This is a genomic window from Arthrobacter sp. NPDC058288, assembly GCF_042880995.1.
In the GTDB taxonomy this organism is placed as follows: domain Bacteria; phylum Actinomycetota; class Actinomycetes; order Actinomycetales; family Micrococcaceae; genus Arthrobacter.
This window is the reverse complement of the sequence record NZ_JBHVYH010000003.1, coordinates 148048-173191: the sequence shown is the minus strand read 5'-3', so window position 1 is coordinate 173191 and position 25144 is coordinate 148048. Positions and strand designations below refer to the sequence as shown.

24 protein-coding genes and 1 pseudogene are annotated in these 25144 nt (G+C 65.7%); 13 read left to right on the top strand and 12 right to left on the bottom strand.

Translation table 11 applies throughout. The features are described from left to right. The first annotated feature begins 64 nt into the window (after nucleotides 1–64). Together ACFVWT_RS11745 and ACFVWT_RS11740 are read left to right on the top strand one after the other, a co-directional pair. Nucleotides 65–1459, top strand: coding sequence for a TrkH family potassium uptake protein (locus tag ACFVWT_RS11745; RefSeq protein ID WP_390247988.1), 1395 nt, complete (start codon nucleotides 65–67; stop codon nucleotides 1457–1459). Between the two features lie 86 nt (nucleotides 1460–1545). After that, nucleotides 1546–1947: a YccF domain-containing protein gene (locus ACFVWT_RS11740; protein ID WP_209742169.1), complete on the top strand. Its 402-nt coding sequence runs from the start codon at nucleotides 1546–1548 to the stop codon at nucleotides 1945–1947. Here the strand turns inward: ACFVWT_RS11740 and ACFVWT_RS11735 are convergent. From ACFVWT_RS11735 to ACFVWT_RS11695, 9 genes are all read right to left on the bottom strand, one after another. Beyond that, entirely contained in the window at nucleotides 1944–2696 is a 753-nt protein-coding gene (locus ACFVWT_RS11735; RefSeq protein ID WP_390247987.1) for a 2-phosphosulfolactate phosphatase, read from the bottom strand. The two genes, ACFVWT_RS11740 and ACFVWT_RS11735, sit on opposite strands and share 4 nt — an antisense overlap. Beyond that, a complete protein-coding gene (locus ACFVWT_RS11730; RefSeq protein WP_390247986.1) occupies nucleotides 2693–3562 on the bottom strand; it encodes a DUF4031 domain-containing protein in 870 nt (289 codons plus the stop codon). Before ACFVWT_RS11730 ends, ACFVWT_RS11735 begins: the two co-directional genes overlap by 4 nt. A 9-nt stretch (nucleotides 3563–3571) precedes the next feature. Beyond that, the gene (locus ACFVWT_RS11725; RefSeq protein ID WP_390247985.1) at nucleotides 3572–4390 is read right to left on the bottom strand and encodes a fumarylacetoacetate hydrolase family protein; all 819 of its coding nucleotides are present in this window, start codon (nucleotides 4388–4390) and stop codon (nucleotides 3572–3574) included. Nucleotides 4391–4445: 55 nt separating this feature from the next. Further along, nucleotides 4446–5345, bottom strand: coding sequence for an HpcH/HpaI aldolase/citrate lyase family protein (locus ACFVWT_RS11720; protein WP_390248194.1), 900 nt, complete (start codon nucleotides 5343–5345; stop codon nucleotides 4446–4448). 34 nt (nucleotides 5346–5379) lie between these two features. Next, complete coding sequence (locus tag ACFVWT_RS11715) at nucleotides 5380–5694, bottom strand: hypothetical protein (protein WP_390247984.1); 315 nt, start codon at nucleotides 5692–5694, stop codon at nucleotides 5380–5382. Beyond that, nucleotides 5691–6770 (bottom strand): tartrate dehydrogenase, encoded by a 1080-nt coding sequence (locus tag ACFVWT_RS11710; protein WP_390247983.1) that lies wholly within the window; start codon nucleotides 6768–6770, stop codon nucleotides 5691–5693. Before ACFVWT_RS11710 ends, ACFVWT_RS11715 begins: the two co-directional genes overlap by 4 nt. A 35-nt stretch (nucleotides 6771–6805) precedes the next feature. Further along, nucleotides 6806–7753, bottom strand: coding sequence for a phosphoglycerate dehydrogenase (locus ACFVWT_RS11705; protein ID WP_390247982.1), 948 nt, complete (start codon nucleotides 7751–7753; stop codon nucleotides 6806–6808). Nucleotides 7754–7849: 96 nt separating this feature from the next. Continuing rightward, nucleotides 7850–9226, bottom strand: a complete 1377-nt coding sequence (locus ACFVWT_RS11700; protein WP_390247981.1) for a cation:dicarboxylate symporter family transporter — start codon at nucleotides 9224–9226, stop codon at nucleotides 7850–7852. A gap of 92 nt (nucleotides 9227–9318) precedes the next feature. Then, nucleotides 9319–10485: a mandelate racemase/muconate lactonizing enzyme family protein gene (locus ACFVWT_RS11695; protein ID WP_390247980.1), complete on the bottom strand. Its 1167-nt coding sequence runs from the start codon at nucleotides 10483–10485 to the stop codon at nucleotides 9319–9321. Between the two features lie 240 nt (nucleotides 10486–10725). Here ACFVWT_RS11695 and ACFVWT_RS11690 point away from each other — a divergent pair, with 240 nt between their 5' ends. Both ACFVWT_RS11690 and ilvD read left to right on the top strand, forming a co-directional pair. Then, a complete protein-coding gene (locus ACFVWT_RS11690) occupies nucleotides 10726–11427 on the top strand; it encodes a GntR family transcriptional regulator (protein ID WP_390247979.1) in 702 nt (233 codons plus the stop codon). 4 nt (nucleotides 11428–11431) lie between these two features. Continuing rightward, the gene (gene ilvD, locus ACFVWT_RS11685; protein WP_390247978.1) at nucleotides 11432–13282 is read left to right on the top strand and encodes a dihydroxy-acid dehydratase; all 1851 of its coding nucleotides are present in this window, start codon (nucleotides 11432–11434) and stop codon (nucleotides 13280–13282) included. 75 nt (nucleotides 13283–13357) lie between these two features. Here the strand turns inward: ilvD and ACFVWT_RS11680 are convergent, their stop codons facing one another. Then, a complete protein-coding gene (locus ACFVWT_RS11680) occupies nucleotides 13358–14692 on the bottom strand; it encodes an FAD-binding oxidoreductase (RefSeq protein ID WP_390247977.1) in 1335 nt (444 codons plus the stop codon). A 168-nt stretch (nucleotides 14693–14860) separates the two neighbouring features. Here ACFVWT_RS11680 and ACFVWT_RS11675 point away from each other — a divergent pair, with 168 nt between their 5' ends. From ACFVWT_RS11675 to ACFVWT_RS11655, 5 genes and pseudogenes are all read left to right on the top strand, one after another. After that, entirely contained in the window at nucleotides 14861–15271 is a 411-nt protein-coding gene (locus ACFVWT_RS11675; RefSeq protein ID WP_390247976.1) for a molybdopterin-binding protein, read from the top strand. Next, the gene (gene modA, locus ACFVWT_RS11670) at nucleotides 15268–16074 is read left to right on the top strand and encodes a molybdate ABC transporter substrate-binding protein (protein ID WP_390247975.1); all 807 of its coding nucleotides are present in this window, start codon (nucleotides 15268–15270) and stop codon (nucleotides 16072–16074) included. The genes ACFVWT_RS11675 and modA overlap by 4 nt, the downstream gene beginning before the upstream one ends. Before the next feature lie 2 nt (nucleotides 16075–16076). Beyond that, entirely contained in the window at nucleotides 16077–16976 is a 900-nt protein-coding gene (locus ACFVWT_RS11665) for an ABC transporter permease (protein WP_390247974.1), read from the top strand. Further along, a complete protein-coding gene (locus tag ACFVWT_RS11660) occupies nucleotides 16973–18049 on the top strand; it encodes a sulfate/molybdate ABC transporter ATP-binding protein (protein WP_390247973.1) in 1077 nt (358 codons plus the stop codon). Before ACFVWT_RS11665 ends, ACFVWT_RS11660 begins: the two co-directional genes overlap by 4 nt. Nucleotides 18050–18167: 118 nt before the next feature. Further along, nucleotides 18168–18437: pseudogene (locus ACFVWT_RS11655) on the top strand (GMC oxidoreductase); the annotation flags it as partial. Nucleotides 18438–18439: 2 nt separating this feature from the next. Here the strand turns inward: ACFVWT_RS11655 and ACFVWT_RS11650 are convergent. After that, nucleotides 18440–18949 (bottom strand): carboxymuconolactone decarboxylase family protein, encoded by a 510-nt coding sequence (locus ACFVWT_RS11650; RefSeq protein ID WP_390247972.1) that lies wholly within the window; start codon nucleotides 18947–18949, stop codon nucleotides 18440–18442. 262 nt (nucleotides 18950–19211) lie between these two features. Here ACFVWT_RS11650 and ACFVWT_RS11645 point away from each other — a divergent pair, with 262 nt between their 5' ends. After that, entirely contained in the window at nucleotides 19212–20027 is an 816-nt protein-coding gene (locus ACFVWT_RS11645; protein ID WP_390247971.1) for a S1 family peptidase, read from the top strand. A 156-nt stretch (nucleotides 20028–20183) separates the two neighbouring features. Continuing rightward, on the top strand, nucleotides 20184–22853 hold the full coding sequence (gene clpB / locus ACFVWT_RS11640) for an ATP-dependent chaperone ClpB (RefSeq protein WP_390248192.1): 2670 nt from the start codon (nucleotides 20184–20186) through the stop codon (nucleotides 22851–22853). Nucleotides 22854–22892: 39 nt separating this feature from the next. Here clpB and ACFVWT_RS11635 read toward each other — a convergent pair whose 3' ends face one another. Then, nucleotides 22893–23549: a septum formation family protein gene (locus tag ACFVWT_RS11635; protein ID WP_390247970.1), complete on the bottom strand. Its 657-nt coding sequence runs from the start codon at nucleotides 23547–23549 to the stop codon at nucleotides 22893–22895. Nucleotides 23550–23828: 279 nt separating this feature from the next. On the opposite strand from ACFVWT_RS11635, the gene ACFVWT_RS11630 reads away from it, so the two are divergent. Together ACFVWT_RS11630 and ACFVWT_RS11625 are read left to right on the top strand one after the other, a co-directional pair. Then, a complete protein-coding gene (locus ACFVWT_RS11630; RefSeq protein ID WP_104174527.1) occupies nucleotides 23829–24062 on the top strand; it encodes a DUF3073 domain-containing protein in 234 nt (77 codons plus the stop codon). 214 nt (nucleotides 24063–24276) lie between these two features. Next, nucleotides 24277–25059, top strand: a complete 783-nt coding sequence (locus ACFVWT_RS11625) for a VOC family protein (protein ID WP_390247969.1) — start codon at nucleotides 24277–24279, stop codon at nucleotides 25057–25059. Nucleotides 25060–25144: the final 85 nt, after the last annotated feature.

Genomic DNA, 25144 nt, shown 5'->3' with positions numbered 1-25144 from the left:
ACGGCGGGCTATAGCGGCACGGCGCGTTAAGCCCCTTCGCGCCCGCCGACGAGAGGATCTTCCCATGGCGGCACCGCTGAGCGGAACGGCAAAAGCGGGCACCGATATCCGGACCGGGGACAGCCGCATCAGGCGCCTGCTCCTGCACCCGGTCAGGTCGGTGCCGGTAGCGTTCCTTGCCGTCATCATGCTGGGAGCCGGGCTGCTCATGCTTCCCGCCTCGCATTACCCCACTGAGTCCGACACAGCCATGCCCGCCCTGTTCACCTCGGTCTCCGCCGTCTGCGTCACGGGGCTCATCACCGTGGACACGGCCACGTTCTGGACGCCCTTCGGCCAGGCAGTCATCCTCGGACTCATTCAGGTGGGCGGCTTCGGCATCATGACGCTGGCAACCCTGCTCGCACTGCTGGTCAGGAAGAACCTCGGCCTACGAGGGCAGCTCGTGGCGCAGTCCGAAACCCATACCCTGAACTTCGGCGATGTGCGGTCCGTGCTGGTGCGGGTCGCCAAAATCATGGCTGCCATCGAGGGCAGCACGGCGGCGGTGCTGACGCTCCGGTTCTGGTTCGGGTATGACGCCAACCCGGCCACGGCACTCTGGCACGGTGTCTTCCACGCCGTGTCCGCCTTCAACAACGCCGGATTCTCCCTTTACAGCGACAACCTGGTGGGGCTCGCCGCGGACCCCTGGATCATCGTCCCCATCTGCGCGGCAGTGGTTGCCGGAGGCTTGGGTTTCCCCGTCATCATCGCGTTGATGCGGGACGGGTTCCGGGTCAAGGGGTGGACCGTCCACGTCAGGCTGACCGTCTACGGCACCCTCATGCTGCTGGCAGCCGGTTTCGTGCTCTTCGCCGTCTTCGAATGGAACCGGCCCGAAACCCTGGGTCCCCTCAGCACCGGCGGCAAGTTCCTCGGGGCACTGGCCGGCAGTGTGTTTCCGCGAACCGCGGGCTTCAACAGCATCGATTACGGCGCCGCCACGCCGGAAACCCTGATGGTCACCAACATCCTCATGTTCATCGGCGGCGGGAGTGCCGGGACCGCGGGCGGCATCAAGATCACCACCTTCCTGATCCTGGGATTCGCCATTTGGAACGAGGTCCGCGGCCGCGAGCAGGTCACCATTGCCCACCGGTCCATCAGCTCCTCGGCGCAGCGCCAGGCGCTCTCGGTTGCGTTGCTAGGCGTCGCCGCGGTCATCGCGGGAACACTCCTTCTCCTGATGCTCACCGATTACAGCCTCGAAAAGGTGCTCTTCGAGTCCATTTCCGCCTTTGCCACAGTGGGGGTGAGCACCGGTATCACCTATCACCTGCCAGCCAGCGCCCAATGGGTCCTGATGGCCCTGATGTTCGTCGGCCGCATCGGGACCATCACCGTGGCCTCGGCACTGGCCCTGTCTGCGCATCCGAGGCTCTACCACTTGCCTGAAGAGCGGCCGATCATCGGCTGAAGCGTCGAAATTCGAGCCCGGAATTCAGGGAGGGTTCAGGGCAATCCCCGACGCCTGATCGGGCTCCGGCGGGGGACAATGGCTGTATGAAGACATTGCTCAACATCATTTGGCTGGTCTGCGGCGGGCTCTGGCTGGCGCTCGGGTACTTCTTCGCGGGGATCATCTGCTGCCTGCTCATCGTGACCATCCCCTGGGGCATTGCGTCCTTCCGGATTGCGTCCTACACGCTATGGCCCTTCGGCCGCATGGTGGTGGACAAACCGGGCGGAAACGGCGTGTTCTCGCTGCTGGGCAACGTCATCTGGTTGGTGGTCGCGGGCATCTGGATCGCGATCGGCCACGTGGTGACCGCGTTTGCCATGGCCATCACCATCGTCGGGATCCCGCTGGCCATCGCCAACCTGAAGCTCATCCCGGTTTCGCTGATGCCGCTCGGCAAGCAGATTGTGCCCTCCGACCGGCCGTTCGTCACCAGCTACCGCTAGGCCCGGCGGAACGCGCCGCCGTCGAGAAGCGCGACGGCGGCGCTTCCGTTGAGTTCCGCTGCGATCTCCACGTCCTCCTGGTAGCCGCCGAAAACGAGCTCCCGGCCGCTGGAGCATTCGAGCAGCGTGTCACCAAGCCGCGGCTCCGCAGCGGTGAACGCGTCCATGACCCACTGCGCCTCGGGGGAAAAGCCGGTCCGGCGGTGCTCAGGGAGCGCCGCGAGGAAAGCACCCGCGCCCAACTGATCCTCCAGCGCGGGTCGGAGTCCGCCGTCGGGCCATCTTTCGCCGGCCGCGATAACGGCGATCACCGCTGCCGGCGGAAGGTTCCGGGCCGCCCACTCGGCGGTGGCGCGCGCGTTCCGAAGGCACACCGCCGCCACGCGCGGCACCGTTCCCGCCAGGGAGTGGGCCAGCGTAGAGCCGTTGGGCGACGGAAGCACCACCCTGTCCAGAGCCGGCGCGGAGCGCAGGCTGGCAGGGGAAAGGCTCACCCCGCTGCCGCCGCGACGGCCGGCGAGGACCGCGTCCTCGCCCGCGGCAAAATCAGCAGCAGTGCTGTCTTTCCAGCGGTAGGGAAACACTTCGGCACCGCGGTCCACGGCGACGCTCACGCACGTGGTGAAGCACAGGACGTCCACCACCACAGCCAGTTCGGATCCGGGCGCTACGGCCATGGCGCCGTCGTACCCCCATTCAAAGCGCACCGTGAACGGCAGCTGCCGGTGAGCCGCCTGAACCTCGCTCATGCGAGTTCGCCCGCCAGGTTCCGCCGGGCGGAGTCAAGCCAGAGCTCACGGCCGCGGTCCGTGTTGAACAGCGGGTCCAGCTCCAGCAGGTGACGCACGACGGCGGCACGTCCCGCCGCGAAGTCGGCGTCACCGATGTGCGCGAAGTCTTCCCGGACGGCGCTGAGGTAGCGGCCGTACGCCTTGGGTTCGCCGCCGAGAACCGACAGGTCCGCGTCGCACAGGAGGGCACCGTCGTCGTCCCCCGGCTCCGGGCGGTGATCGGCGGTGAGCCGGACCAGCCGCCCCACCTCATACGCTTCATCCTCGGACAGCCCGGCATGCAGCAGCCTGTCCTCGGCCAGCCGGGCCGATTCCTCCTCGTCCTGGCCGGCGATCCCGCGGTAGACGGCGTCATGGAACCAGGCGGCAAGGACCACGGTGCGTGGCGGGTCGGCCGGCTCGGTGAGCAGGTCCAGGGCCTCGAGGACGGACAGCAGGTGGGTGCGGCCGTGGTACTTCCGGTGCTCCTCGCCCCACCGGTCCAGGAGGTCCAGGAAGAGGGCGTCATGGCCGGGCAGCACGGCGTTCCAGCGGTTCAGCAATGGCACCTTGAGGGCCTTGCCGCGCTGGCGGGCAGGGATGCGGAGCCCGCAGGCAATCAGTTTGCGGACCAGGATCCTGGCCTCCACGGGGATGGCGCCGGCCTCGACGAGGGAGTCGTACCTGGCCTCGGAGACGTCGTAATGGTCGCCGTCGAACGCCCGCTCCGGGATGCCGGCGGCCGCCGCGAAGCGGTGCAGCTCGTCGAGGGAGGAGTCCGAGATCAGGTGCGAGAAGTGGGTTCCGTGGGCTGGCCAGAGCGGCGGATCCAGGTAGATGGCCATGGAGGAATTCTAGACTTCCGCCCGCACGTTGTTGGTGATGCTGCCGACTCCTTCCACGGCCACAGTGATGGTGTCGCCGTCCTTGAGGAACAGTTGGGGGTCTCGGCGGTATCCCACTCCGGATGGTGTGCCGGTGAGGATGACGTCCCCTGGCTCCAGTGTGGTGAATTCGGAAATGGTGGCGATGAGTGTGGGGATGCTGAAGATCAGGTGGGAGAGGTCAGATTTTTGTACCACTTGCCCGTTCAGGGTTGTGCTGATGACCGCCTTGGTGATGTCGGCTTCTGCAGGGGTGACAATGCAGGGTCCGAGCGGGGTGGTGTTGTCCCAGACTTTGCCCTGTAGCCATTGGTGGGACTTGTTCTGGAAGTCACGCATGGTGACGTCGTTGGAGACGCAATAGCCAAGGATATGGTCCATGGCGTCCTGCTGGGCGATGCGCCGGCCTGTCTTGCCGATGATGACGGCGAGTTCGCCCTCAAAGTCGACCTGGGTGGATTCGGGCGGCAAGATGATGTCGTCATCGGGTCCGACGAGGGTGGACGTGTACTTGGGGAAGAGAATGGGAAAGACGGCCGTGCTGGCGTCGTTGGCATGGTCCTTGTAGTTCAAACCCACGCAGAGGATCTTCCCGGCCCGTGGCGACGCAGCGCGCAGGGTGACGTCGGACAGGGCAACCCGTGATTCGGTCAGACGGGCAGCACTGGCAAGGAGCTCTACGGATGTTTCCGGCCCGACGTCGGTGAGTCCGGCCAGCGGGACGAGGTGGTCGCCGTCAACTTCGCCGATGAAGTTGCGACCCTTGTACTGGTAATTTGCGTAGGCCATTCGTTGTCTCTTCCTGATCTTGGTTGCTGTTTACGGCAGTGCGCGGTGAGGGCATTCAGAGTGCCGGTTGCACCCCGAAGGCAACCGCGAGTTTCATGATCTTCCCGGCGCGGCCCAGGCGGGGCAGGTCGGAGCCGTCGCGGATGACGCGGCCGTTGGCTTCGAAGTCGGCCATGAAGTCCGTGGCCCACGCGACGTCCGACGGCGTGGGGCTGATGACCTCGTTGATGACGTTGGTCTGGTCGATGGCCAGGCAGAGCTTGCCGGTCATGCCCATCATCACGGTGATACCGGTCTGCTCGCGCAGGATCGGGTGGTTGGTCCCCACCGTGGGGCCGTCGATGGGGCCGGGGAGGTTGCCCACGCGGCTGGCAACAACCAGCTTGGCCCGCGGGTACGCCATCGCCTCGGGAGTGGCCGCCATGCCGGTGTCGCGGCGGAAGTCGCCGGAACCGAACGCCAGGCGGAAGGCGCCCTGGGCCTTGGCGATGTTGTTGGCTTCCTCGATGCCGACGGCGGATTCCACCAGCGGAATCACGGGGGTCTTGCCGTCCATGCGGTGGTAGCTTTCGGTGACCTGGTCCGCGGACTCGGTCTTGGCCAGCATGACGCCGAGCAGGCCCGGGGTACCGCGCAGGCCGGCGAGGTCAGCGGCCCAGAACGGGCTGGTGGCGTCATTGATCCGGACCCAGGCCTGGCCGCCGGCGGTCAGCCAGTTGATCACGTGTTCGCGGGCCGCATCCTTCTGCGATGGGTCCACTGCATCTTCGATATCCAGGATGATCGAGTCCGCGCGCGACACGGCCGAGACGTCAAAAAGCTCAGGCTTCATTGCGTTCACCAAAAGCCACGAACGGGCAATTTCAGCGGGGATGTTTCGTTCGGGCCGTATGGCCTGGGGAACATCATTGAGCGGCGGGGTGGCGTGGGTGGTGTCTTCGATGCTTTGGGGCATGTAGGTGCGCTGCGTCATGGGTCTGCGTGCTAACTCAGGTTGATGATGGTGGTAGGGATGTCATCCGGTGGTAGCGGAGCCCGTCTTCGGTTTCTTCCGGTTCTGTCCACACCTCGATCCCGAGCGAGGCTTCGTACATGGTGCGTGGTTGGGCGGCGTCGCCTGCGATCCAGAGTGCGGTGGAGTCTGCCATCGCATCATCGACGGTTCCGGTGCGGATGATCCTGCCGTGCTGGCGGATCTGGACAGTCGCTCCGATAAGCCGGCGCCAATGGATGTACTGCCGGAGCATGATCCGCTCTCCGTAGGCAGGTGCCCGATGGTTGCCGGGGCCGGTTGATGGGGTCATGGTGCGGTCAGGACCGAGGCCACGGCTTTGCCCAGTTCTTCGGTAGTGGCGTTGCCGCCCATGTCCGGTGTAAGTGCATGGGTTCCGCGGGCAAGGACGGTTTCCATGGCGGTGGTGATGGCGGCCGCGGCTTCCGGTTCCCCCAAGTGGTCGAGCATCATCGCGGCACACCAGATCTGACCTATGGGGTTGGCGATGCCCTTGCCGGCGATGTCCGGGGCGGACCCGTGGACCGGCTCGAACAGGCTGGGAAACTTGCGTTCAGGGTTGATGTTGCCGCTGGGGGCGATGCCGATGGTGCCGGTACAGGCCGGGCCCAGGTCGGAGAGGATGTCGCCGAAGAGGTTGCTGGCGACGACGACGTCGAACCAATCGGGGTGCATGACAAAGTTAGCCGCCAGGATGTCGATGTGGTACTTGTCCACCTTGATCCCCGGGTAGGCGGCGGTCATGGCCTGCACCCGTTCGTCCCAGTAGGGCATGGTGATGGAGATGCCGTTGCTCTTCGTGGCGGAGGTCAGGTGCTTCTTGGGCCGGCTCTGGGCCAGGTCGAAGGCGTATTTGAGGATCCGGTCCACGCCGGTGCGGGTCATGACGGTTTCCTGGACCACGGTTTCGCGGTCGGTGCCCTCAAAGATCTTTCCACCGATGCTGGAGTATTCGCCTTCGGTGTTTTCGCGCACGACGTAGAAGTCCACGTCGCCCGGAACCCTGCCGGCCAGGGGGCTGGGCACGCCGGGCAGGAGCTTGACCGGGCGGAGGCTGACGTACTGGTCGAAGTGGCGGCGGAACTGCAGGAGGCTGCCCCACAGCGAGACGTGGTCGGGGACGACGTCGGGCCATCCTACGGCGCCGAAAAAGATGGAATCGAACCGGTTCAGTTCCTCGAACCATCCGTCGGGCAGCATCTTCCCGTGCCGGGTGTAGTAGTCAGCGGAGGCGTAATCGAAGTGTTCGTAGGTGAGGTTGAGGTCGAAGGCTGAGGCTGCGGCGTCCAAGACGCGCAGCCCCTCGGGCACAACTTCGGTCCCGATTCCGTCGCCGGGAATGACTGCGATGCGGTGGGATTTCGACATCAGGATCCTTCTTCGTAGTTGGCGTGTGTTCGGCTTTAGCGGTCGACCGGGTGTGCCGGTTCACGGTTTTCGATGACGTCAATGACGGCGTGCGCGGCTGCCAGCCCGGCCCGAGCCCGGGCTTCGGCTGTCTGTCCGGCGAGGTGGGAGGTGATGAGAACGTTATCCAGGCCCCGGAGGGGGCTGTCGCCGGGCAGGGGTTCGCTTTCGAGCACGTCCAGCGCGGCGCCGGCAATGATGCCATCGTTGAGTGCGTTGGCCAGGGCCCCTTCGTCCACGAGCGAGCCGCGGGCCGTGTTGATGAGGACAGCGGAGGGTTTCATCGCCTGCAGCCGGGACGCGTCGATGAGTGTGCCGGCGCGCTGGCCTCCGCGGGTGTGCAGCGAGAGGTAGTCGGCGTCGCGGATGACGGTGTCGAGATCAGTGAACCGGACCGCCTGGTTATCACCGTCAGGGTAGGCGGTGCTGACCAGGACAGTCATGCCAAGGGCGACGCCAAGGCTTGCGGTGGCGCGTCCGCTGGGGCCGAAACCGATAATGCCGAGGGTGGAACCGTGCAGTTCATGGCCGGCTTCCCGGGGCCAGCGACCCTGGCGGACTGCGCTGGTGACCTCCAGGAGGCGGCGTGCGGCCATGATGATCAGCCCGATGGTCAGTTCAGCGACGGAGTGGTGGTTTGTTCCCGGGGCGTTGCAGACCCTGATTCCTTGTGCGGCCGCGGCCCGGACGTCGATGGAGTCGTACCCCACGCCACTGCGTGCGATGACTTGCAGGGCGGCAGCGCCGGTGAGCATGTCTGCGGTGACCGGCTCGCTGGCTAGGATCGCACCGGATATGCCGCCGAACAAGGAGCGGCGTTCCTCAGGGGTCCGGGGCCCCCGGGATGGAGAGTAGACCGGTTCCAGACCGTGTTCGCGCAGGAGCTGGTCAACGGCATCTCCGGGGTGGAGGTAGTCGGTGGTGATCAGGATGCGGGGGGCCATGGTGTGGCTGGGTTCCTCTTCTTGTTTGGGGCGGATGCGCTGCCGTGCCGGTCAGGGCCGCCGCGGTGCGCGCGGCGGCCCTGGCCGGGTGCGGTGTTAGTGGACGTCGACCTTGTCCGCTTCCACCGCGGCCGGCGTGTTTGATTCGATGGCCTTCTTTTTCTGGCCGGAGGCGTGCAGTGCTTTGCGGGCTTGTTCCGGGTCGAAATCCTTTTCCCATTTACCGACGACGACGGCTGCCATGGCGTTGCCCAGGACATTGATGAAGACGCGGCCTTCGTTCAGGAGCCGGTCGATGCCGACGATCAGGGCGAGGGCGGCCAGCGGGATGCCGCCCACTGAGCTCAGGGTGCTGGCCAGGACGATGAACGCGCCGCCCGCGATGCCCGCGGTGCCCTTGCTGGTGAGCATCATGACGCCGACCATGACCAGCTGCTGTTCCCAGGAGAGGTCCATGCCGACGGCCTGGGCCAGGAACACCGAGGCCATGGTCAGGTAGACGGCGGATCCGTCGAGGTTGAAGGAGAAGCCGGAGGGGATGACGATGCCCACGGTGGATTTGCCGACGCCCATGTTTTCGAGCTTCTTGATCAGCTGCGGTAGGACTGCTTCGCTGGAGCAGGTGCTCAGGGCGATCAGCAGTTCGGCCTTGAGATAGCGCATCACCGTGAAGATGTTCAGTCCGCAGGCACGGGCGATGGTGCCCAGGATCACGACGACATAGACGACGCAGGTGGCGGTGAACAGCAGGACAAGGTAGCCAAGCTGCTGCAGGCTCTGGGTGCCGTAGTTGGCCACCACGGCCGCGAGTGCGCCGAACGTGCCGATGGGGGCGAGCCGCATGACCCAGCTGACGATCTTGAAGATGACTGTGGACAGGGCCTGGATGCCCTTGGTGAGGAACGCGCCGGACTCTCCGGAGACGTTCAGGGCGGCGCCAAACACGATGGAGACCATGAGCGCGGCAATGATGGTGTGGCCGGTCAGGGCCCCGAACAACGATTCGGGAATGATGTTGCTGACGAACTCAAGACCATCGAAGCCCTTGTTAGCTGCTGCCGGAACCTTGCTGGCGTCCAGTTTGGACGGATCGATGTTCATGCCTGTGCCGGGGTGGAAGACGTTGGCGACGACCAGGCCGATCAGCATCGACACCAGTGACAGGACGATGAAGTAGCCCAGGGCCTTCACGCCGATACGCCCGGCTTTGCGCAGGCTGTCCATCGACGCGATGCCCAGGGACACCACGCAGAACACCACAGGGATGACGATCATCTTCACCAGGGCGATGAACCAGTCACTGAGCGGGGTGAGCTGTTTGCCGACGGATGGCAGGAGCAGGCCGACGGCGATGCCCAGGACGGCGCCGAGGACGACTTGGAACCAGAGTTCGCGAATCAGCCGGCCGAACCGGGATCGCTGCTTGGGCGGGTGGGCGGAATGCTGCGGGTTCTGCATGGTGTGGGAGGACATCTTGGTGCTCCTTTGCACGTCGGACGGAGAAAGGTGGAGGGGTGCGGTCCCGGGCAGTGATGCTGCCCGGGACCGGGGCACTACCGGATTGGTTAGTTGTGCAGCGCGCGCAGGACCTTGTAGAACTCGGCCTTGCCCTCGAGCCCGATGCCCGGCAGGTCGCCCGGGGCTACGCGGCTGTTGACGATGACGGCGTCGTCCGTGAAGCCGCCGGTGGGCTGGAACTCGCCCGGGTAGGACTCGTTGCCGCCGAGCTTGAGGGCTGCGGCGATGTGCAGGGAGAACTGGTGTCCGCCGTGCGGGATGCAGCGGCGTGAGGACCATCCGTGCTGGGCGAGCATGTCCTGGATCCGGCGGTATTCGGTCAGGCCGTAGCTCAGGGCCGGGTCGACCTGGATGAAGTCGCGGTCCGGGCGCATGCCGCCGTAGCGGACCAGGTTCCGGGCATCCTGGAGGGAGAACAGGTTCTCTCCGGTGGCGATCGGGTTCTTGTAGTGCTCGGAGAGGGTGGCGTTCAGGGCGTAGTCCAGCGGATCGCCGACCTCCTCGTACCAGAACAGCCCGTACTGGTCGATGGCTTTGCCGTATTCCAGCGCTGTCTCGAGGTCGAACTTGCCGTTGACGTCCACCATCAGGCGGGAAGCGTCGCCGTCGAGGACCTCGATCACGGCTTCGATGCGGCGGAGGTCTTCGGCCAGGTCGGCGCCGCCGATCTTCATCTTGACCACGTTGTAGCCCTTGGCGAGGAAGCCGCGCATTTCGTTCTGCAGGTCCTCGAGGCTCTTGCCGGGCGCGTAGTAGCCGCCGGCGGCGTAGACGAAGACGTCCTTGTCCGGGTTGCCGTCGCCGTAGTGGTCAGAGATCCACCGGTAGAGCGGGACGCCGGCGATCTTCGCTGCGAGATCATGCAGGGCCATGTCAGCGACGCCGACGGCCACCGAGCGTTCGCCGTGGCCGCCGGGCTTTTCGTTGGACATCATCAGGTCCCACGCCTTCTTCGGCGAGAGCTGGCCGTCCTCGTCCAGAAGATCCTCGGACGGGGCATCCATGATGCGCGGAAGGATGCGATCCTTCAGGATGCCGGTCGCGTTGTAGCGGCCGTTGGAGTTGAATCCATAGCCAACCAGGGGCTTTCCGTCGACGAACACATCACTGACCAGGGCGATGATCGTGCAGTCCATCTTGGTGAAGTCAATGAAGGCGTTCCGGATCGAGGAACTGATGGGAATGGTGCCAACATGGGCGGAAACGATTTTCATCTTTGAATCTCTCCTGAGTGGGTATCTTATTTCTTATAAGACCTGGATTAAAGCTAATCCGAGATGGTGACGAGCGGCATAAGCCCTTCGAGCGAATATCTTATAAGATCTTGGGATCAAGGTTAGCCCGGGAGTGATGGGGCGCACAAGTCTTTCGGAGGAATTTCTTATAAGATGTTTCCAAGGCAGTGAAGTGTGAACAGCGGGGGCCATACCTCGGTAAGAGATTCGGAGCGTCAGATGACTACCACGAACGTCTTTTCCAGCAAGGGCAGCCTGGCGTACAACGAACTCCGCCAGCTGATCCTCTCCGGTGGCCTGGCTCCGGGCTCGCGCATCTCCCAGTACGAACTGGCGGACAACATGCACATGAGCATCACGCCCTTGCGTGAGGCGATCCGCCGGCTCGCCAGCGAGGGCCTGATCATCATGGACACCCACCGGGATTCCCGCGTGGCTGACATGAGCGCCTCCGAAGCGCGCGAACTCCTTGAAGTCCGCCTCTCACTGGAACCATCAGCAACGGAACTGGCAGCCGCCCGCCGGACCGACGCCGATATTGCAGCAATGCGCACGGCAGCCGAGAAGCTCTTGCCGGTCACGCGGGTCTGGGGCGAGGACGCCATCACCGTGCACAGGGAATTCCACCGCGCTGTCTACGCCGCCTCGCACAACGACGTCATGATCAAACTCCTGGATGACCTGTGGGACAAGTCCGACCGTTACCGCCGCATCGGCCTCGAACTCCCCTCCGGCGATGAGCCCCGCACCATCGACCTGAACCAGCACCACCAGATCCTCGAGCTCGTCATTGCCCGGGACGGCGCCGGCGCGGCCAACCTCGCACGCACCCACATCGCCAACAGCCTCACGGCCTCTGTAACCGGAGCCCTGGAGGAACGCGAAACCGTCCAGACAGCAGCCTTCGAGAAAACCGCCTAATACGATGCCTCCTCTACGTTCCCGCACTGTCACCCACGGCCGAAACATGGCCGGCGCCCGCGCACTGCTGCGCGCCGCCGGCGTGGCCCGTGAGGATTTCGGAAAGCCCATCATTGCCGTCGCGAACAGCTTCACTGAATTCGTTCCCGGCCACACCCACCTTGCCCCGGTGGGACGGATAGTCTCCGAGGCCATCCACTCCGCCGGTGGCATCGCCCGCGAATTCAACACCATCGCCGTTGACGACGGCATTGCCATGGGGCACTCCGGGATGCTGTACTCCCTGCCGTCCCGCGACCTGATCGCCGACTCCGTTGAGTACATGGTCAACGCCCACTGCGCGGATGCCTTGGTGTGCATCTCGAATTGCGACAAAATCACGCCCGGAATGCTGATGGCGGCGCTTCGCCTGAACATCCCCACGGTGTTCGTCTCAGGCGGTCCCATGGAGGGCGGCACCGCTGTCCTGATCGACGGAACGGTCCGCAAGCGCCTTCACCTCGTCAACGCCATGACTGACGCCGCCAACGAGTCCATCTCGGACGAGGATGCCCTGTCGGTGGAAGAATCCGCCTGCCCCACGTGCGGCTCCTGCTCCGGCATGTTCACGGCGAACTCCATGAACTGCCTGACCGAAGCACTGGGCCTTTCCCTGCCCGGCAACGGTTCCACCCTCGCCACCCACACGGCCCGCCGGACGCTCTACGAGGACGCAGGTTCCACCATCGTGGATCTCACCAAGCGCTACTACGACGGGGACGACGAAACCGTCCTTCCCCGCGCCGTTGCAGGCCGCCAAGCCTTCGAAAATGCCATGGCCCTGGACATCGCCATGGGCGGGTCAACGAACACCATCCTCCACCTGCTGGCGGCGGCCCACGAAGCGGAGCTGGACTACACGCTCACCGACATCGACCAGCTCTCCCGCCGGGTGCCCTGCCTCTGCAAGGTAGCCCCGAACGGAACATACCTGATGGAGGACGTGCACCGTGCTGGTGGCATGCCCGCTATCCTCGGAGAACTGCAGCGCGGAGGACTCCTGAACGAAAACGTCAATTCCATCCACGCCCCGTCCCTCAAGGAATGGCTCGCGCGCTGGGACATCCGCTCCGAAGATCCTTCACCGGACGCGGTGGAACTGTTCCACGCGGCTCCGGGCGGGGTCCGCTCATCGTCGGCGTTCTCCCAGTCTGAACGCTGGCACACCCTGGACCGCGACGCTGAGGCAGGGTGCATCAGGGACATCGACCACGCCTACTCGTCAGACGGCGGGCTGGCCATCCTCCGCGGAAACCTGGCACCGGACGGCTGCGTCGTCAAAACCGCCGGCGTGGACGAATCCATCCACATCTTCACCGGACCCGCCGTCGTAGTCGACTCCCAGGAAGACGCCTGCGACATCATCCTCAACAAACGCGTCAAAGCCGGCGACGTCGTCGTGGTCCGCTATGAAGGCCCGCGTGGTGGTCCCGGCATGCAGGAGATGCTCTACCCCACGTCGTTCCTCAAAGGCCGCGGCTTGGGCGCCAAATGTGCCCTTATCACCGACGGGCGCTTCTCAGGCGGAACCTCCGGACTCTCCATTGGGCACGTTTCCCCCGAGGCGGCCGCCGGCGGAACCATCGCCCTGGTGGAAAACGGTGACATCATCACCATCGACATACCGCGGCGCCGCATCCACCTCGACGTGGAAGATCAGGTCCTCACCGCGCGCGCCGAAAACATCAGGGCCAACGGCGGCTACAAGGCGCGGAACCGGGACCGCAAGGTTTCGCCCGCGCTGCGCGCCTACGCCGCCATGGCTCTCTCAGCGGACAAGGGAGCCGTCCGCGACGTCTCCCTTGTGGAGAACTAAGCGCCCGTCAATTGGTTCCCGGACGATTCACTTGGAGCGCCATCGACGTCTCAGCCCTGGTCGGCGTGACGCTCCCTACTCTGTTGCAGGCGGAATGTTCTGGTTGCCGCGGAACACGTTGTCCGGGTCGAAGTCGCGTTTCACCCGGGACAGCCGGTCGAAGTTCTCGTTCCCGAACGCCGCGCGGACGCGGGCCTGGCCTTCATCGCCGATGAAGTTCAGCCACACCCCGCCGGTGGCGTACGGCGCGATGTCATGGCGGAAATGCTTAACCCACGCCCTGGCTTCCTCGCCCTCCTCCGGTGTTTCACCCAGCCCGAACGGGTGGCTGACCCAGCTCGCATTGCGGTTCAGCAACGGTGTGGCTGCCGCGGCCGGTCCGCCCACCGCACCTCCCCAGTGCGCAATCAGCTGCTGGGAGTGCTGGCCGGGGAGCCTTCGCGCAGAGTCAATAATGACATCCAGGGCGTCGTCGGAGAGTTCATTGTGGTAGTCGGCGCTCCAGTAGTTGTACATGCCCGGAGGATCGTCCAGCGAGCATTGGAAGTCGGCGTAATTGGTATCTCCCAGCAGGTCCACTGCCGGGTGGAGTGCGCGGTACGGCCTGGCCCGTTCCGCGCCTTCGTCGGCGCCCCCGGCATAGATGTACACCACGGCAACCGCCATCTTTCCCACCATCTCCGCCGGAACAAACGGCTCGGGCGGGGCTGTCAGGTAGATGAGGGTTGCGCATTCCTCGTTGGGTGCCGCCAGGGCAAGTTCCCGGAAGCCACGGCTGACATCTGTGGCTGCGTCCCCCGGCCAGAGCATAAAGCCGGCATGAACCTTCGGGCCCAGTTCATGGAGTCCGAACGTGAAGGACGTGGCCACGCCGAAGTTGCCGCCGCCGCCGTGCAAAGCCCAGAACAGTTCCGGGTTCTCCCGTGCGCTGGCTGTGACCTGGTCGCCGCCGGCAGTGACCAGGTCCACCGAGACCAGGTCGTCGCAGGCAAAGCCGAAGGCCCGCTCCAGCCAGCCGGAGCCGCCGCCCAGCGTGAAGCCGGCCAGTCCGGTGGTGGAGACGCGGCCGCCCGTCAGGGCGAGGCCGTGTTCCTGTGTTGCACGGTCGAATTCACCGCAGGTGAGGCCCGCTCCGGCGGTGACCGTGCGGCTTTCCGGATCCACCCTGACCGATTTCATGGGCCGGACGTCCACCACCAGGCCGCCGTCGTTCATGGACATCCCGGCCACCGAATGGCCGCCCGCCCGGACTGCCACGGGCAGTTCGTTGTCGCGCGCATGCTGGAGGGCGTGGGCAACGTCGGCGGGGGTGCCGCATTGGGCAATGACGGCCGGGCGCCGGTCGATCATTGCGTTGAAAAGCTTCCGGGATTCGTCATAGTCCGGACTGTCAGGCCTGATCCATTTCATGGCAACGCTCCTCGGCGCCGGCGGCTTCGCCCCCAGGGAAAATGGTACTGCGGCGGGGATTGGCGGGCTACGGCTGAGACTTACGGAGGAGTGCACAAACGGCGGCTAATCCGGATATGAGGATAAATCATGCTTTCAAAACCGCATATGAGGTAATAGGCTGAACAAATGCCGACCATACGCATTGCGGAAGCAGCCCGGTTCCTCGGTGTCAGCGACGATACCGTCCGCCGTTGGACCGAGAACGGAAGCCTCACTCCGGTGAAGGACGAATCCGGCCGGCTGGCCGTGGACGGTTTTGAGCTGGCCACCCTGGCCCGCGAGCACGCACAGCTTCCGGATGACCCCACCCGGGTGGGCAGTTCGGCGCGCAACCGGTTCGTCGGCCTGGTCACGGGAATCACCGCGGATAAGGTCATGGCCCAGGTGGAACTGCAGTGCGGGCCATTCCGCGTCGTGTCCCTGATGAGCAGCGAAGCCGTCCGCGAGCTCGGCCTGGAGCTCGGTTCCGTGGCCACGGCCGTGGTCAAAGCCACCACCGTGATCATTGAAACGCCGCAGGGAAAGAGCATCGTGTGAACCCCCGGAAACCGCGCCTGGCAGCGCTGCTGACAGTGGCCGCCCTCACCGTAAGCCTTGCCGCTTGCGCTCAGTCGACGTCGGCCGGCCGGGCGGGCGGCGCGTCCGCGGATACGGCCGGCCAGCTCTCCGGGACGGTGACGGTTTTTGCGGCGGCTTCGCTGAAAGCCAGCTTCACAACGCTTGCGGAAGAGTTTGAAAGGAAGTACCCGGGCACCAAGGTGATACTCAGCTTCGCCGGGTCCTCGGACCTGGCCACGCAGATCAGCCAGGGTGCGCCCGCTGACGTGTATGCCTCCGCGGACACTACGAACATGACCAAGCTCGCCGACGCGGGACTCGTCGACGGCCCAGCGACGAACTTCGCCACAAACGTCCTGCAGATCGCCGTCCCGCCGTCCAACCCGGCGTCGATCAGTTCCTTCGCGGACCTCGCCAGGCCCGGCGTCAAAGTAGTGGTCTGCGCCAGCCAGGTACCCTGCGGGGCCGCGGCGGACAGCGTGGAAAAGGCTGCCGGCGTCACGCTTGCCCCGGTCAGCGAGGAATCATCCGTCACGGACGTCCTGGGCAAAGTGATCTCTGGCGAAGCCGACGCGGGCCTGGTGTACGTCACCGACGTCAAGGCCGCCGGCAACAAGGCGAGGGGCATCCCGTTCGCCGAAGCGGGCATGGCCGTCAACACCTATCCCATCGCCACTGTAGGCTCCAGCAGGAACACGGAACTGGCCGCAGCGTTCATCGCCATGGTGTCCGGCGCTGACGGCAGGAAAATCCTCGCCGACGCCGGCTTCGGGATGCCCTGAGGATGGACCGAGGCAACGTGAGCGGGTACCACGGCATCCCGCGCTGGATCTATGCCATCGCAGCGGCAGGCGCACTGTTCGTGCTCCTGCCCTTGGCCGCCATGGCTGCCAGGGTCAACTGGCCCCAGTTCATACCGCTGGTCACGTCCGAATCCTCCCTGACGGCCCTGGCGCTCAGCCTGCGGACCTCGGCCGCGAGCACCGCCTTGTGCATCGTCTTCGGCGTGCCGCTGGCCCTGGTGCTGGCCCGCTCGAGCTTCCGCGGCCAGCGTTTGCTGCGCGCCTTCGTACTGCTGCCGCTGGTGCTGCCGCCAGTGGTGGGCGGCATCGCGCTCCTGTACACCTTCGGCCGCCAGGGCCTGCTGGGCCGCAGCCTCGAAGCCGCCGGCATCCAGATCGCGTTTTCGACGACGGCGGTGGTGCTCGCGCAGACCTTCGTGGCACTGCCGTTCCTCGTAGTGAGCCTGGAAGGAGCGCTGCGCACAGCCGGCGGACGGTACGAGGCAGTGGCGGCCACCCTGGGTGCCCGCCCCACCACCGTGTTGCGGCGCGTCACCGTGCCGCTGGTGCTGCCCGGCCTGGCCTCAGGCGCCGTGCTGTCCTTCGCCCGGAGCCTGGGCGAATTCGGTGCGACGCTCACTTTCGCGGGGAGCCTGGAGGGGGTGACCCGGACGCTGCCGCTGGAAATCTACCTGCAGCGGGAAACGGACGCCGATGCCGCCGTGGCGCTTTCTTTCGTCCTGGTGGCTGTGGCCGTGACAGTGGTGGGGCTGACTTACCGGCGCCCGGGGCACCACGGCCAACGCAGTACCCCGAGGGGCAGCACCGGCGCCGCCCGGCTCGACGGGACAGGACTCGACGGGACAAGACTGGACGGGCCGCGACTGGACGGTGCCCCGTGAGCTTCCACATGCAGGCAACAGTGCGTGCCCGCGGGTTCGACGTCGCCCTGGGCCTTGCGCCGGGCGAAACCGTTGCGGTGCTCGGCCCCAACGGTGCCGGGAAATCGACCCTCCTCAACGTCATTGCCGGGCTGCTGCGGCCGGATACCGGTCGCGCCGAGATCGACGGAAGAGTGCTGTTCGACCTCGACGGCGGCGCCACCGCCTGGACTGCACCGCACCACCGCGGAACGGCCCTGCTCGCGCAGGAACCTCTTCTGTTCCCGCACCTTAGCGCCCTGGAAAACGTGGCGTTCGGACCCCGCAGCGCCGGAACGGCAAGGAAAGCGGCGCGGGAGTCGGCCAGGAAATGGCTGGCCGCGGTGGATGCAGCGGACCTTGAAGCCCGGCGTCCTGCCGAACTCTCCGGGGGCCAGGCCCAGCGTGTGGCTGTCGCGCGGGCGCTCGCAGCCCACCCGGAACTGCTGCTGCTGGACGAGCCCATGGCCGCCCTGGACATCCACGCCGCGCCGCTGCTCCGCAGGCTTTTGAAGAAGGTCCTGGCCGGGCGCCGCGCCATCATCATCACCCACGATGTCCTTGACGCCCTGATGCTGGCCGATCGGGTGATCGTCCTTGAAGAGGGCAGGATCACCGAGGAAGGACCCACCCGGCAGGTCCTGCAGCGGCCCCGCAGCCGGTTCGCCGCCGGGCTGGCCGGGCTCAACCTCATTCCGGGAACCCTCACGGCCACAGGGATCCGCACCGCAGAGGGCCGCGAGGTGGCCGGGCACTCGGACCAGGAAGCCCTTCCGGACGGTTCCGGGGCCGCAAGCCTGGCCGGGCAGCCCGGCGTAGCCGCCTTCCCGCCGTCGGCCGTTTCCGTGTTCCTGACGGACGCGCACGGCAGTCCGCGGAACTCGTTCGCCGTCACCGTCACCGACCTGGAGCAGCATGGCGACCAGATCCGGGTGCGTGCCGACGGGATGTCCGCAGACATCACTCCGGCCGCCTCCGCGGACCTGGGGCTGGCGCCGGGAATGAGCGTCTACTTCGTGATCAAGGCGGCCGCTGTGGCCGTTTACCCTGCCTAGCAAAAGCCTTCAAAACGCCGCAACCGGCACCAAAAGCGTGAGTACGCATCCCGGAGAACCTCGCCGTGAAGATCGGCTTGATCGCCCTGTCCGTGCTGATGGCCACCCTCTCGGTGGAGGCCTGGACCGGCCGGATCTCATGTTCCACTATGGCCCGGTCCCCTTCGACATGCACACGCTGCGGCAGGGCTTCCCGATGACGGACAACGGTTTCTGCCTGACGCCCAACGTCACGCACGCCAGGTCACGCGGGACGGTCCGGCTCCGCAGCCGCGACTACCGGGACAAGCCCAAGGTGGATCCGCGGTACTTAACCGATCCGCACGACATGCGCGTGATGATCGGGGAGCGCTGCGCGGAACTCATGAAGGCTGCGCGGGCACAGGCTTCCTAACGCGCCTCGGATTCGTCCTTGACGTCGCGCCGCACGGGGTGCTGGCTGGTGATGGACACGCGGTTGAACGCGTTCATGGTGATCACCAGCCAGCTCACCGCCGAATATTCGGCCGTGTTCAAGTGCTGCCGCGCGTAGGCATCCTCCCTTTCACGGGTATGGGCGTCCGGCAGGGTGGTGATTGATTCCGCCAACGCCAGGGCTGCGCGCTCCTTTTCCGTAAACAAGGCGGTGTCCCGCCAGGCGGACAGCACCGCGAGGCGCTGCGTGGTTTCGCCGTTCTTCAAGGCATCGGCGACGTGCATGTTCAGGCAGTAGGCACAGCCGTTGATCTGCGAGATCCGGACGTTGAGCAGCTCCGTCAGTGCCCTGCTGATGCCGGCTTCGTCGGCCGCCTCCCGTGCCTTCAGGCCAAGACCGTTCAGCGCACGCCAGACGGCGGGGCTTTCCTTGTCGAGGAAGACGTGCTGGGTGGTGGGGTTGCCGGCATCATGAGTCTGGTCCATGGCTCCCAGAATACCCATCACGACATGACAGCTTTTGTCACAGTCGTGACATAACCGGGATGGCGTTGTAGTGTTTTTACCGGACCGCCTGCCTGCCCCGCGCAGGCGGCGGTCCACCACGGAAGTTCCTGCGTGTCGGGCTGTGCGCATGTCATGCGCAGGCTCCTGCGCCAGCCGGAGGGCGGTTCCTTGGGGGAGCCGCCCTCCTGCATGTCCGCCAGCAGGGCTAACGTTTCCCGGGCTGCAGTCCTACCATGTGAAAATGCGATGTCGCCGAAGGTTCCAGGGTCGCCGCGCCCTACGGGTGACCGGCGCCGTAGCGCTTCTCATTGCCCTGCCGCTGGCCCCGGCGTCCGGTTCGCCGCCCCCCGAGCCACCAGCCTCCACTTTCCAGGCTTCGGATCCCCTGGAGCCGGGCCCGGCTGGCACGAACATTGCCGGCGGCGAGGCGGTTGCCATGTCTGACGCACCCTTCGCCGTCCAGGTCGCGTATGACGCCGAGGGGACGAAGGTGGGCTGCGCGGGTAGCCAGATCTCGGCGGTTTGGGTGATTACTGCCAAGCACTGCGACTCTGCGCGACTTCAGTCGGTCCGTCTCGGCACCCCGTACCTGGGGGTCGGCGGTTCGGTGCGGACAGTCGCTGCCCGGTATCCCTCGCCGGCGGGCGACGTGCTGCTACTCAAGCTCTCCGCCCCGCACCCCGGGCAATACGCCAGCCTGTCCAGGACCTTTCCGGCGCCGGGCTCGGCCGCGCGGGTATTCGGCTGGGGTGACCAGGCTGAGGGATCGGGGGTCATGTCGTTCCAGCTCAAGGCCGCCGGTGTAACTGTGGCGGGGCAGGGCTCAGACGCTTCCGGCGGCCTGTCCGTGCGGACTCAGTCCCGGACGGGGCACCCGCTGTCCGGTGACTCCGGAGGGCCCCTTATTGTCGCCGGGAAGCTGGTTGGTGTGTTGTCGACGTCGAGCATCCTGCCTGCCGGCAACACCTCCGGGTTTGCCGGCCTCTACAACGATCACGCCGCGGTCTCGCGCCATCTGGGTTGGATCGCGGTCATCACGGGCATCACCCCGTCCTGATGCTGGACTCGACTCTGCCTGGACCAGCCGGCGGGGGCCAATCGCCCCTAGACAGCCATTTCGCCGTGGGCAAACATGGACCGTAGGACCTGTCTGCAAAGTTGAGTCATGTACACTCAACTTTAAGAGATGATCTATCCCCGAAAGGAGCTCTCTTTGGACGCCAAGTTCACCACCAAGAGCCAGGAGGCTCTTTCGGCAGCAGCCATGAACGCCTCAACGGCGGGAAATCCCCAGGTTGAGCCTGCCCATCTGCTCAAGGCGCTGATGGACCAGCGCGAAGGCGTGGCGGTCGCACTCCTGCGCGCCACCGGCACCGATCCGGACGCCGTCAGCGTCCAGGCAAGCACCGCCATCAAGTCCCTCCCGGCATCCTCCGGTACGTCCGTCCAGCAGGCCCAGCTGTCCCGCGCCGCCCTGCAGGCCATCAAGAATGCCCAGAACGAGGCAGACAAGCTGGGGGACACGTATGTCTCCACCGAGCACCTGCTGCTGGGACTCTCCGCCGGCAGCGACGCCGTCGGGAAGCTGATGCGCGACGCCGGGGCCTCCCACGAAGCCCTGCTCGCCGCCTTGCCGGGTGTCCGCGGGGACCGCAAGGTCACCAACGCCGACCCCGAGAACACCTTCCAGGCACTGGAGAAGTTCGGTACGGACCTTACCGCCATCGCCCGGTCCGGCAAGCTGGACCCGGTGATCGGCCGCGACGCCGAGATCCGCCGCATCATCCAGGTGCTGAGCCGCCGCACCAAGAACAACCCGGTCATCATCGGCGAACCGGGTGTCGGCAAGACCGCCGTCGTCGAAGGCCTGGCCCAGCGCATCGTCGCCAATGACGTACCGGAGAGCCTGCGGGGCAAGACCCTCATCGCCCTGGACCTCGCCTCGATGGTGGCCGGAGCCAAGTACCGCGGCGAGTTCGAGGAACGGCTGAAGGCTGTGCTCGAGGAGATCAAGAGCTCCGAGGGGCAGATCGTGACCTTCATCGACGAGCTCCACACCGTGGTGGGCGCAGGTGCCTCCGGAGACAGCTCCATGGACGCCGGCAACATGCTCAAGCCCATGCTGGCCCGCGGCGAGCTGCGCCTGATCGGTGCCACCACGCTGGACGAATACCGCGAGAACATCGAGAAGGACCCTGCCCTGGAACGCCGATTCCAGCAGGTGTTCGTGGGCGAGCCGAGCGTGGACGACACCATCGGCATCCTCCGCGGGCTGAAGGAACGCTACGAGGCACATCACAAGGTGTCCATCGCTGACTCCGCCCTGGTGGCTGCGGCGACGCTGTCCAACCGTTACATCTCCGGCCGGCAGCTCCCGGACAAGGCGATCGACCTCGTGGATGAGGCGGCGTCCCGGCTCCGCATGGAGATTGACTCCGCGCCGGAGGAGATCGACCAGCTGCGGCGCCAGGTGGACCGGCTGACCATGGAAGAGCTTGCCCTTGCCAACGAGAAGGACGCCGCCTCCGTGGAACGCCTCGCCGCGCTGCGGGCGGACATGGCGGACAAAAAGGAAGCGCTGTCTGCACTGAACGCCCGCTGGGAGGCGGAAAAGGCCGGCCTGAACCATGTCGGTGACCTGAAGGCCCGGATCGATGAGCTGCGCTCGGCCGCTGAGAAGTACCAGCGCGAAGGCGACCTCGCCGCCGCCTCCCGCATCCTGTATGGAGAACTTCCCGCACTGGAACGCGAGCTGTCAGCTGCCGCCGAGGCAGAAGCCGCCCGGGTCGCCGGCGGTGGTGCCAAGCAGGAACTCATGGTGGCGGACGAGGTCACGGCTGGTGACATCGCCGAGGTGATTTCGGCCTGGACCGGTATTCCGGCCGGCCGCATGCTCCAGGGTGAAAGCCAGAAGCTGCTGCACATGGAAGAGGAACTCGGCAGGCGGCTGATCGGCCAGAAGAAGGCCGTCACTGCAGTATCGGACGCCGTCCGGCGCGCCCGCGCGGGCATCAGCGATCCCAACCGGCCCACCGGCTCGTTCCTGTTCCTGGGACCCACCGGCGTGGGCAAGACCGAACTCGCGAAGGCCCTGGCGGAGTTCCTGTTCGACGACGAACGCGCCATGGTGCGGATCGACATGTCCGAGTACGGCGAAAAGCACTCCGTCGCGCGACTTGTCGGTGCCCCTCCGGGCTACGTGGGCTACGAGGAAGGCGGCCAGCTGACTGAAGCCGTCCGCCGTCGTCCGTACTCCGTGGTGCTGCTGGACGAAGTGGAGAAAGCCCATCCCGAGGTGTTCGACATCCTGCTCCAGGTGCTCGACGACGGCCGCCTCACCGACGGCCAGGGCCGCACCGTGGATTTCCGAAACGTGATCCTGGTGCTGACCTCGAACCTGGGCAGCCAGTTCCTGGTGGACCAGACCCTGGATGCCAATGCCAAGCGCAGCGCCGTGATGGCCACCGTGCACGCGTCCTTCAAGCCGGAATTCCTGAACCGGCTGGACGAAGTGGTTCTGTTTGACGCGCTGGACGTCGAGCAGCTGGCCCGGATCGTGGAACTCCAGGTGGCCGAACTTGGCAAGCGGTTGCGTGACCGCCGCCTTGAGCTGGAAGTCACCGAGGGCGCCCGCGCCTGGCTGGCCATGACGGGCTTCGATCCCGCCTACGGCGCCCGGCCGCTGCGCAGGCTGGTGCAGCGCGAAATCGGCGACAGGCTGGCCAAGGCCATCCTCGCCGGCGACATCGCCGACGGCGACACTGTGCTGGTGGATACCGCGGCCGACGTCGACGAACTCACCATTGCCAGCCTGGGCGGACAGGAAGCGCCCGACGGCGGCGCCCTCGCCGGCAGCGGCCTGTCGGTGCGGCGGAAGGGCTAGCAGCGCAAGGGCGGGTGGAGGCGGTCCGGCGGTGCGGTCCTACGGGATCAGGGATTCCATGATGATGTTGCCCTTGTCCGCCGTGACGTAGCAGTCCACCCGCCGGTCGCCCTTCTCCCAGCTGGTGTCGCTCGGGTAGGCGTTGCGCTGCATAAGGGCGTAGTTTGCCACGGCTTCGGTGAGGCCGGCGTCCTGGCAGATCTCGCGGCCCTTTTGCCGCAGCGCGGCGATGCCCGGATAGGAGTCCGATTCCGGGTAACGGTACAGGGCAACCAGCTGGGCCGAGTGGCCCGTGGTGCAGGCCACCACCCGGGAATCCGTAGCTTCGGGATCGAAGTTCTCGAAGCAGTCGCCCAGCTGGTAGTCCAGGGCGCTGACGCCGTCCTGGGGAAGCTGGCTGCGGGTTGCCGGCGCAGACTGGGCCGTCTCCGCGGCAGTCGGCGCGGGGGACTGGTTGGCGGCCTGCTCGTTGCCGCTGGCGATCAGGCTGGCCAGCCACCAGATGAAGAGGCCCAGCAGTACAACCCCGGCCACTACGAACCCGACCTTCAACAGGGTCTGGTTTTGCTCGGAGTTATGCCCGGAGGTTCTCCGGGTGTTGCTGGCAGGCGGAGGCGGCACCGCAGGTGGCGACCCGACGTCCGGGGAAGTCCTGTGGTCCCCGGCGCTGGTGTCCGTAGCGTTCTCGTCATTCACGTGGAGATTCATCCTTCCCGGCGTCTTTTCCCCGCCCTGTGCCGTGGCTGCGGCCGCCGGCGTGGAGTCGCTCAAACGACTCTACCGAAGAAAAACCGGGGGCTGCAGAAGGCCCGGACCTGCGTAAACGTGGCTGCTGTCCGCCGGAGGCCCGTTCCGGGGAGCAGTTACCGCTGAAAGCATGTAATCTAGGTGTACGACAAATTGACCAAACATTCCGGGGCCTCACTAACGCCAATGGTGACCACCTCCGGTCCGAGTACAAAAGGGGGTCACGCCATGGGGCGCGGCCGTCAAAAGGCAAAAGCTACCAAGCAGGCTCGGGATATTAAGTACTATTCCCCGAACACTGACTACTCTGCTCTTCAGCGTGAGCTCAAGAGCTCCGAGGGTCGTGCACCGAGCCGTTTCTCGAGTGAGCCGGTAGAGCCGGATTATTCGGCCTATGTGGATAAGTACGCGGATGATTTGGAAGAAGACGACGACGAGGTTGACACCCGTCGAATCGGTTAGTTGTCGCCCGCTGAACCTGCCGTAAGGCACTCAGTGGCGTGCCGCCGTCGTTCATTCACCACAGTGATCCGTACGATGCTTCGGCTCTTCTTTCCCAGCACCCCGGGTGCTGACCTCAGATATCAGGCCCGTCAGGGCGCGCCGGTTTCCGGTGTGCCCTGACGGGCCTTTCTGCTGTACGCCTACACTGTTCGGGTCGAAGGGAAACAATTTTATGACCGAGCGCAGCACTTTCAATGCGGGCGAGATCTGCTGGACGGACCTCCAGGCCAAGGATGTGGAGGCGGCCAAGTCCTTCTACGCAAGCGTGTTCGGATGGCGCTATGAGGACCTGCCCACACCGGACGGGCGAAGCTATTCGAAGGCTTACCTGGACGGGGACCTCATCACCGTCATTGCGCCGCAGAATCCCCTCCAGCAGGAGTCCGGAACGGCCGCGCAGTGGAACATCTACTTTGCCGCGGATGACGCCGGCGCCATAGCCGAGGAAACACCCCATGCAGGCGGCATACTGGAGTTCGGTCCCGAGGACGTGGCGGACACCGGCGTCTTGGTGTTCGTTGCGCCGCCCGGCGGCGGCACCACCGGAGTGTGGCAGCCGGGAACGCATACCGGCACCGCCCGGTACAACCAGGCCGGGGCGCTGGCCTGGGCTGAACTGCTGACACCCGAACCGCAGGCAGCTGTCGCGTTCTTCCAGCAGCTGTTCGGGCATGAGGTCACCGAATATCCGCAGGACGACGGCGGGACGTACACCACGCTGATGGTGCACGGCGCGGAGGTGGCCGGCATCGCCAGGGTTCCCGGCGATGCCCAGGACACGCTCGAACCCGGCTGGCAGGTGTACTTCGGCGTTTCAGACGTCCCGGAAGCGGTGGCAGCTGCGGTGGCAGCAGGCGGCGTGGTCCTCGTTGAGCCGGACGACATCGACGAGGCAGGAACCATCGCCACGCTGAAAGACCCCCAGGGCGGGGTATTCAGTGTCCTGGAGGTTTGAGCAACTGGAGGCTTAAGCAAGCGAGTGCTCCCCAACTGCCGTTTTCAGTTCCCGAAACGGCGGCTGCGGAGCACTCGATGAGTTG